This window comes from Kitasatospora nipponensis (assembly GCF_039528135.1).
Classification (GTDB): Bacteria; Actinomycetota; Actinomycetes; order Streptomycetales; family Streptomycetaceae; genus Kitasatospora; species Kitasatospora nipponensis.
In genome coordinates, this window is the sequence record NZ_BAAALF010000081.1 from 26,240 (window position 1) to 35,276 (window position 9,037).

General features: G+C 75.8%; 6 protein-coding genes. 3 read left to right on the forward strand and 3 right to left on the reverse strand.

Translation table 11 applies throughout. The features are described from left to right. The first annotated feature begins 204 nt into the window (after nucleotides 1-204). The 3 genes from ABD323_RS21925 (at nucleotide 205) to mscL (ending at nucleotide 3,765) form a co-directional block, all read left to right on the forward strand. Complete coding sequence (locus tag ABD323_RS21925) at nucleotides 205-1,503, forward strand: MFS transporter (RefSeq protein ID WP_344443552.1); 1,299 nt, start codon at nucleotides 205-207, stop codon at nucleotides 1,501-1,503. A gap of 310 nt (nucleotides 1,504-1,813) precedes the next feature. Next, nucleotides 1,814-2,185, forward strand: coding sequence for an FmdB family zinc ribbon protein (locus ABD323_RS21930; RefSeq protein ID WP_344443554.1), 372 nt, complete (start codon nucleotides 1,814-1,816; stop codon nucleotides 2,183-2,185). Between the two features lie 1,163 nt (nucleotides 2,186-3,348). Then, entirely contained in the window at nucleotides 3,349-3,765 is a 417-nt protein-coding gene (gene mscL / locus ABD323_RS21935; protein WP_344443555.1) for a large conductance mechanosensitive channel protein MscL, read from the forward strand. A 161-nt stretch (nucleotides 3,766-3,926) separates the two neighbouring features. On the opposite strand, the gene ABD323_RS21940 is transcribed toward mscL, so the two are convergent. From ABD323_RS21940 to ABD323_RS21950, 3 genes are all read right to left on the reverse strand, one after another. After that, nucleotides 3,927-4,154, reverse strand: coding sequence for a hypothetical protein (locus ABD323_RS21940; RefSeq protein ID WP_344443556.1), 228 nt, complete (start codon nucleotides 4,152-4,154; stop codon nucleotides 3,927-3,929). Nucleotides 4,155-4,339: 185 nt separating this feature from the next. Beyond that, nucleotides 4,340-6,001 (reverse strand): S53 family peptidase, encoded by a 1,662-nt coding sequence (locus tag ABD323_RS21945; protein ID WP_344443558.1) that lies wholly within the window; start codon nucleotides 5,999-6,001, stop codon nucleotides 4,340-4,342. 170 nt (nucleotides 6,002-6,171) lie between these two features. Beyond that, a partial coding sequence (locus ABD323_RS21950) for a helix-turn-helix transcriptional regulator (RefSeq protein WP_344443559.1) occupies nucleotides 6,172-9,037 on the reverse strand: 2,866 nt, incomplete at its 5' end.

The following is a 9,037-nucleotide window of genomic DNA, read 5'->3' on the forward strand; positions in this document are numbered from 1 at the left end:
CAGACACCCGCAACATCTGCCTGAAGCAGAGTTGGCGCGACCGCTCGGCGGCCGCGGTCCGCAGCACCTCCTGGCCCCCGCTTCCACGACCCGGCCAGCCGGACCCGGTATCAACCCCGGTCGACGCGCGAGAGGACGACTCTCGGCGCCGTCGGGGTTTTCCCGTTCCCCGACGTCGCTACCAGGCAGCAGGAAGGACCGACCGTGACGGCCCGCCGAACGGTCGACAGCCCCGCAGTACCCACCCGCGTCGGGTACGGCTCCCTTCTGCGCACCCCCGGTGCGTGGACGTTCCTGGTGCCCGCCTTCGCGGCGCGCCTGCCCTACGCCATGCTGAGCCTGGGCATCGTCCTGCTGATCCGCGACACCCACGGCTCGTACGGCACCGCCGGCGCCGTCGCGGCCGTCTCGGCCGTCGCGCAGGCCCTGGTCGGGCCGCAGACCGGCCGGCTGGCCGACCGCTTCGGACAGGCCGCGGTGCTGGTCCCCAGCGTGCTGGTGCACGCGGTCTCGGTCGGCGCGCTGATCGCGCTGGCCCTGGGCCACGCACCGGTCTGGACGCTCTTCCTGGTCGCCACACCGGCCGGCGCCACCGTGCCGCAGATCGGCGCGATGGTCCGGGCCCGCTGGGTGGCCAAGCTGGCCGACCAGCCGCCGGCCCACCTGAACACGGCCTTCGCCTTCGAGTCGGTGACCGACGAGTTCACCTTCGTCATCGGCCCGGTCCTGGCGAGCGCGATCGCGACCACCGTGGCCCCCGCGGCCGGGCTGGTCGCCGAGGCCGCGCTCACCCTGGTCGGCGGGCTGGCCTTCGCCGCCCAGCGCCGCACCTCCCCCGCCCGCCACCCGCAGGAGGCCGGCGTGCGTCCGGCCTCGGCCCTGGCCTCGCCGGGCGTGCGGCTGCTGGCCGGCGCGTTCCTCGGCGTCGGCACCGTCTTCGGCGCCATGCAGGTCTCGGTCACCGCCACGGCCGAGGCCGCCGGTCAGGCCGGCGTCAGCGGCACGGTCTACGGGATCTTCGCCGGCGGTTCGATGCTGGCCGGAGTGCTGTACGGCATGGTCGCCTGGCGGCGCTCGGCCCGGCAGCGGATGCTCGCCAGCTACGCCCTGCTGGTGCTGGGCTGCTCCACGCTCTGGGCGATGCCCGACCTGACCTCGCTGGCCGTCGCCGGTCTGATCTGCGGGCTGGCCATCGCGCCGACCCTGATCACCGGGTACACGCTGGTCGAGACGCTGGTCGCGGACGGCGCCAAGACCGAGGCGTTCACCTGGCTGACCGGCGCGATCGGCCTGGGCCTGGCGATCGGTTCGACGGTCGCCGGACAGCTGATCGACGCGCACGGGCCGTGGACCGGGTTCCTGGTGCCGGTCGCCGGGGCCGGGCTGGGCCTGGTGGCGCTGGTCACGTTGCGGCGGCTTCTGGTGGCTCCGGGCGCGCGCGGCCGTACCGTTGCCAGGAGCGGGGCTCCGGTGCAGCGGCTGGCCGGGGTGTCCGAGGGCTAGGGCTCGGGCTCGGGCCTCATGCGGATCTTGCCGGGCGCGCGACGCCGGGTGGTCGGGCCGAGCGCCCGGGCCCGGCGACCGACCCCGTAGACCGGGCCGAGCCGCCAGGCCGGGCGACCAGGCCGGGCAAGCAGGCCAGGCGACCAGGGCGGGCAACCGCTTCGCCGCCGGCCTGCGGCGCCGTCGCGGGAGCCTTCGCGGGACTCGCCCGAGACCCGCTGTCACAGCTGACGCTGGACTGATCCCGCGGAATGCCGCATCATGGACCGTCGTTAGCACTCATCAGGCGAGAGTGCCAGGAGGAAGACAAGTGCCCACGTACCAGTACCAGTGCACCGAGTGCGGCAGCGGCCTTGAGGCGGTGCAGAAGTTCACCGACGAGGCCCTGACCGTGTGCCCGCAATGCCAGGGGCGCCTGCGCAAGGTCTTCTCCGCCGTGGGCGTGGTGTTCAAGGGCTCCGGGTTCTACCGGACCGACAGCCGCTCGTCCTCCACCGGCTCGGTGGGCGCCTCGTCGTCCTCGGGCACCAGCAGCCCGGCCGCGGCCTCGACGGCGTCCTCGTCGTCGACCGGCTCCGGCTCGTCCTCCTCGGGGGCCTCGTCCTCCTCGTCGGGCTCCTCGAGCTCGTCGGGTTCGAGCTCGGGTTCGTCCTCCTCGAGCGGCGGCTCCTCGGCGGGCTGACGCCCGGCGTCGGCCGACCGTTCCCGGGTCGGCCGCTCTGCGCTTCAGGCTCCTCATGACACCCCGGTGGGGTGCCGCGAGGAGCCTCTGCCATGCCCGCCCGCGCGGCCGCCGGCCCGCGCGCCCTTGCCGGGCGGAACCGCGGGGCCGGCCCGTGGCCGTGCCACTACGCCGTGTGGGTGCGAAGTTATCCACATCCCCCTGGTTGTCCACAGGTACGCGATCGGGACTTTCCGGTCCGGCCAGGGGCACGGATGCTGATCCGGCGAGCAGATCTCCTGCTCCGCGGAGAGTCACCTCGATCCCCGAGGCGGTGCCGGATCCATGACCAGTTCACTCACCCTGCTGCCCACCCCGAACAGCTCCTCCTCTCCCTTCCCCTCCCCCGCCGCCGTTCGCACGGACGGCCCGCGCCGCTGTCGGTGCCGGTCCCCCGAAACCGAGGACGACGCTCCCCTTCCCCGAGCCGCCGGCTCGGCTGGGCCCGTCGCACCGGACTCCGGGCACCGCGCCACACCGGACCACGAGCCGGGCGCCCCGCCCAGTGACCCGCCGGCGCAGCCGGGAGGCGGGGTGGTGCTCGAGCCGGCTCCCGGAGCCGTGGCCGGGGCGTGGCCCGACCAGCCGGCAGAGCCACCGCCGGCGGCGCCCTTCGCCGTGCGACCGGCCCGGCCGTCCCAGCGGGCCCGGCCGCCGTTGCCCGCCTCCACCGCGGCCGTGCCCGCGCGGCTCGTGGTGCCGGAGTTCCGACCGATCCGCCGCGGCGGTGGCGGACGACACCGCCTGCATCGCGCCGTCCGGCACCGATCCGGGGTCGTGGTGGCGGGCCTGCTCGCCGCCGCGACCGTCCTCGCCGCGGGGTCGGCGCATCCCGCTCCCCCCACCCCGTCCGCCTCCACCGGGCCGTCCGCCGCCGGCGACGGCCGGCCTCCGGCGGCCCAGAGCGCCGCGTACCGCTGCCCCGCCGGGTCCTGAGGCGCCGGCCCGGGTCGTCGAGCCCCATCCGCGCGACAGCAGGAGCCGCCGGAGCGGCCCAGCACCTTCAGCCCGCCCCCCGCGCAGCTCAGGAGGCCCTCACCACGCTCTTCTCCCATCACGACGAGATCACCCGAACGCCGAACAAGTCACCCGTAACCGATCCGGGAAGCCCTCGTTCACGGGGCGTGAAAGGCTTCAAGGAATTCCTCCTGCGCGGCAACGTCATCGACCTCGCGATCGCCGTCGTCATCGGCGCCGCGTTCACCAACATCGTCAACGCCTTCGTCAAGGGCATCATCAATCCGCTGGTCGGCGCTTTCGGCGCCAAGGACCTGGACTCCTACACCTCGTGCATCAAGGGCCCGTGCATCGTCAGCGCCACTGGCGAGGTCACCTCGGGCATCCAGATCCTGTGGGGCTCGGTGCTCAGTGCGGCCCTGCAGTTCGTGATCACCGCAGCCGTCGTCTACTTCGGCATCGTCATCCCGGTCGGCCGGCTGATGGCCCATCGCAAGACCCCCGAGGAGGTGTCGGCCGAGTCCGAGCTGAAGGAGGTCGTGCTGCTGACCGAGATCCGGGACGCCCTGGTCAGCCGCGCCTGACCCCCCGGCCGCTCCCCGTCCCCGACCCTGTTCCCGCTCCAGTCCCCGTCACTGTCCCCGTCACCATCCCTGGGCCGATCCCGGCCCAGGCTCCACCCCTCGACTCCCTCTCGCCGAACCGGCTCGCCGTCCTGCTCGGCACGCCGGGCGGGTGGGCCGCCTCAGTCCCCGTGGTGCGGCGGCCGCTGGCTCAGGTACCAGTCCAGCCCGCGCCCGGCACCGGACTCGCCCCATCCGCTGTCGGTGTCGTCGCTGGTCTGCTGGCTCAGCGGGTCCTTGAAGACGAGCTTCGCCACTTTGTGCGCGTCGGCTCGCCGCTGATCCGCCGGGGCCTCCTGCGCCACCTGCACCGGCTCGCCCTGCCGCGCCTGCTCGTCCTGCCCAGCCATCGCCCTGCCTCCGCTTTCCGTCCACTCCCGTCCAGCGTAGGGCCTGCGCGCCGGCCGCCGGCCCGGGATCCGGTCCCACCGCGATGCCCCGACGCGGACGAGCAGGAGCCGGGCGGCAGCCCGACTCCTGCTCGTCGTCCCAGGGCGCCTCCGGCCTGCGGGGCCGCCCGGCCAGCCCAGCTCGGTCAGCCCAGCTCGGCCTTGAGGAAGTTGGCCCCGTTGTAGGAACCCCAACCGGTCACCTTGTCGTAGCCGGTGCCCGCGCTGTACGCCCCGTTGCTGCCCGTCTTCACGTCGTGGAAGGCCGTGCCGTAGGAACTGGAGGAGGCCAACGTGTAGATCGTGCCGTTCGCGAACCCGAAGGAGGGCTTGCCCTTGGCCTTGGCCTCACTGTTGTAGACCGCCGCGAAGGCCGCCCAGTTCGGGGCCGCCGCGCTGGTGCCGCCGAACGTCGCCCAGGCGCCCCCGGAGTAGACGGCCCAGCCGGAGGACGGGTTGGCGTCGGCCGCCACGTCCGGCACCGAGCGGTGCCCGGTGGTGTTGACCGCACTCTGGTAGCTCGGGGTGCTGAAGTACGAGGACACCCCGCCGCCGCTGCCGCTCCAGGCGGTCTCCTTGCTCCACGCACCGCCGGAGCCCAGGGTGAGGGTGGTACCGCCCGCACCCGTGACGTAGGGGTCGGCCGCCGGGAAGTCGACCGAGGTCCCGCCGTTGCCGGCATCGTCGGAGCCGCTGTCACCGGAGGCGGCGAAGACCGACTGCCCCTGCGCCGCCGCCTCCTTGAGGTCGGCGTCGACGGCGACCCGGTTGCTCGCGGTCTCGCCGGCCTCGTCGATGCCCCAGCTGATCGAGATCACCGGGACGTTGTCGCTGACGAGCTTGGCGTAGACGGCGGTCTCCCCGGCGTCGCTGTTCGGGGCCTCGTAGACCTTGATCGCCGCGCCGGGCGCCAGCGCCTGCACGACCTCGATGTCCAGCTCGACCTCGTCCTCGCCGGAGAGGTCGGTGGTCCCGCCGCCCGCGTTGACCACGGCCGGGGTCGACGGGTGGAGACCGTAGTAGGAGTCGTAGGTCGTCACGTTCGACTGCTTGAAGCCGGAGAACTCCAGCAGCGCGACGGTCGCCCCGCTCCCGTTGTAACCGGCGTTGATGGTGGAGGTGAGGTTGTAGGCCGACCGGGCCTGGGTCGGGTTGAGCCCGGTGGGGGCCTTCGGCTTGGCCGTCGGGGCGGCGGCGGCGTCCGGCGCGGCCTTGACGCTGTGGTGGGTGTAGGCGGCGTAGTCGTTCAGGCCCGCCACGTCCGTCACCACGGCCGCGATGTCGGCCGGCAGCACCGGCGCCGCGGTGTTGGCGAAGTAGCCGTGGCCGTCCTTGCCGTCCCGGTAGGTCGCCAACGTGGTACCGAAGGCCCGCTGCACCTGGGCCGCGGTCCCGCTCGCCTCGATGGTGAGCCGGTTCGCGGTGACCTCGCCGACCTGGAGGCCCTGCGAGGCCAGGTAGGCGGAGACCTTGGCCACCGTCTCGGGTGCCGCCCCGAAGCGGCTCGCGAACTGGTCCACCGTCAGGTAGTGCTTGTACGAGACGGACTGCGGGTCGGTCACCTGGGCCAGGAAGGTGTCCAGACCCGCCGTGTCGCGCTGGGCGAGGCTGACCGCCACGGATATCCGCTGCCCGGCCGCGACGTCGCCGGTCCGGACCGAGTGGTCCACGGCGGTCACCACGTCCCCGCGCAGCGCGGTCGGGGACTGGGTGGCGGGCTGGGCGGCGAAGGCCGGGTTGACGGCGAAGGCGAGGATCGGCAGGGGCGCGGCGAGCAGTCCGATGATGGGCTTGATGCGGGACCTCACGGATGTCCTCCTGGGGCGAGGGGTCGACTCGGGCCGAGCGGGGCCGGCTGCGGGCCGAGGAGTGAATGACTCCACGCTAGGTTTGTCGATTCACCGTCAAAAGAGAGGAATCCCCTGCTGCTTCTGTGTCGCCACCGTGTCCGCACGTGTCCGCCGGCTGCCCCCGGCCCTCAGCCGTAGGTGGCCAGCGCCCGCGCCAGGGCGGCGCGGGAACGCACGCCGAGCTTGCGGTAGACCCGCGAGAGCGTCCCCTCGACCGTCTTGACGCTGACGAAGAGTGCTGCCGCCACCTCGCGGTTGGACGCTCCGTCGGCCGCCAGGCCGGCCATCCGGTGCTCACTGGCCGTCAACAGTGCGCCGTCCGAACCCGGTACGCCGACCGACTGGTCCAGCCGCTCCAGCTCGCGCTCCACCCGGGCCAGCAGCGGCGCGGCCCGGCGCCCCGCGCAGATCTCCTGGGCTTCCAGGAGCGCGGCCCGGGCCGCCGAGCGGTGCCGCGAGCGGCGTTCGACCGATCCCAGCGCCACCAGCGTCCTGGCCACCTCCAACGGCAGCCCCGCCGCGCGCAGGCGCCCGGCTGCCGCCCGCAGCAGGGCGGCCGCCCCCCGTCCGTCGCCCGCCCCGGCCTGGGCCAGCCCGGCCGCCCGGTCCAGCGCCGCGCCCACCGACCCGGCCGGCTGCGCATCCGCCGCGCCGGCGCCCGCCCAGGCCCACCCCACCGCCCGCCCCTCGCGCAGCACCTGCGCCGCGGCCGCGTGCTCGCCCAGCACCACCAGCCCCTCCACCAGCGCCGCCCGTCGCCGCACGGTCGCCGGCCCCGACAGGCCGGCCTCCTGATCCAGCCGGCGGGCCTCCTGCAGCGCCTCGACGGCCGCGGCCGCGGCGGCCGCGTCGGCCAGCAGCAGGCCCGCCTCCCCCACCAGGGCCAGCGCCTGCACCTGGTGCCGGCGGTCACCGCTCGCCGCGCAGCCGGTCACGGCCCGCCGCGCCAGCTCGCCGGCCCGCTCGGCGCGGCCGCCCACCAGCTCGGCGGTCGCCAGCGCGATGAGGGCCGGATCGCGCAGCGGTGTCGGCGGCGCCTGAGCGCTGAGCGGTTCACCGTGCAGGGCCAGCAGCTCCGCCAGCCAGGCACCCGATTCCATCGCCGCCGCGGCCTCGCCGAGCGCGGCCCGCGCTCTGGTCAGCAGGACCAACGAGGCGGCGGTGCGCGCCGGGGCAGCGCCACCGTCCCCGCCGGGCAGCCGGCCGGCCAACTCCCGCAGCACCCGCTCGGGCCGGTCAGCCTCCAACTCCACGGCCAGCAGGCGGTGCTGGACATCCCACCGGTCGGGCCGCCAGCCGACCGTCCGGTCAGGCACCGGGGCCGCCACCGCACGCACCGCCGAAGCCGCCCGGTCGAGCTCCGCGCCGTGGACGGTCAACCCGCCGCCCTGGCTGCGGACTTCGCGGCGCCCTCGGTCCGCCGGCGCGGTAGCGCGCTCGCCCGCCTGCCACGCACGGTCGAGCAGGTCCGCCGCCTGGTCCAGGGCACGGTGCGCCTCGACCCGGTCCCCGCCCGCGGTCCGAACCGCGGCGAGCACCGCGAGGGCGGCCGCGCGGGACTCCGGCGCCAGCGCCGGGGGGCAGTCCTCGCCCGCGCCGGCGGCGGCCCACTCGGCGACCCTGCCGGCAGCCGTCAGCGCGGCCTGCGCCGCCTCCATGGCCCGCGACAAGTCCCCCTGCTGCAAGGCCTGTTCAGCCGACCGGGCGTGCAGCTCCGAGGCGAGGGCCAGGCCGTCCGCGCGGGATCGGCGGAGGGAGCCGAGGCCCTCGCCGACCGTCCCGCCCACCGCGGGAAGCTCCGCCAGTCCCGCGGCGATCAGTTCGCGCGCGCCGGCGAACGCGGGCGCCGACACGCGGAGCAGCACCACCCTGGCCCGGGCCCGCAGCGCCACGACGTCGACCCCGAAGGGTCCAGGGCGCGCCGGGTCCACCGAGGGCGCCAGGGCCTCCGGGACCATCGGGTCCATCAGGTCCACCGCCAGCGGTGTCCGAGCCGGCACCGTCGCCGCCGGGACCCGGGCCGGCAGCACCCGGGCGGCGAGGGTGGCGGCCTGGGTCCAGCGCCCGGCGTCCACCGCCGACTCGGCGCCGGCCACCAGGGCCCGCGCCTCGGCGAGCCGATCACCCGCGGGGACCTGGCCGATCGCCAGCAGCGCCAGGTCACAGGCCTGGTCGAGGTCCCCGAGCGCCCGGACGCGGTCCGCCGCCGCCGCCAGCGCGGCCCCCGTCACCGGGTCGGCCTCACCGGGCCGGGCCAGGGCGGTGAGCCGCGCGCGGTCGACCGGGTCGGCGGCGGTCGCGGCCAGGGTGGCCCGGGCGGCGGCCAACTCGGCGGGCGAGGCCTCCGCGAGCAGCACCGCCGCGACCACCGCCTCCCGGAACCGCACCAGCAGGTCCCGGCCGGCGCCCTCCACCTCGACACCTCCCCAGGCGTCCGCGGTGTCGGCGCCGTCCAGCCCCGGGGACCCGGGCGCGCCACCGCCGCGCACCGAGCCCCGGACACCGACCCCGGTGGCGCCGGCGCCCGCGGCACGGCCGACCGCGCCGAGCGCTCCGTGCGGCGCGTGGAGCAGTTCCACCATGCCCGCGCGCAGCGGGCGGTCCAGGAGCCGGAGCGGGTCGCGACCGGGCAGCGCCGAGCGCAGTTCGGCCGGACCGGGTCGGTCCGCGAGCGCGACCAGCAGCAGGATCCGGCGTTCGTCCCGGCTCAGGCCCTCCAGCCGGTCGAGGACCAGCACGCGCAGCGTCGCGGGCACGTGGCGCGAGCCGGCCGCGCCCTGCCGGAAGCCGGCCCGGGCGAGGTCCAGCGCGTACCGGGGGTTGCCCGCCGCGACCCGCTGCACGTCCCGCAGCAGGGCGGCCGGCAGCACCCCGCGATGCACCCGGGCCAGCGCCTCGGCCACCGCGGTCGGCGCCAGCGCCCCGAGCGGCAGCTCGACGGTCTGCGGCGGGCACACCTCGCGGCGGCGGCCGGCCGCGGCGCCGGCCCGGTCC

Excerpts from the sequence above, each read along its gene's own strand:
- ABD323_RS21940 (WP_344443556.1), bottom strand. The coding sequence starts at position 4,154 with ATGGCTGGGCAGGACGAGCAGGCGCGGCAGGGCGAGCCGGTGCAGGTG.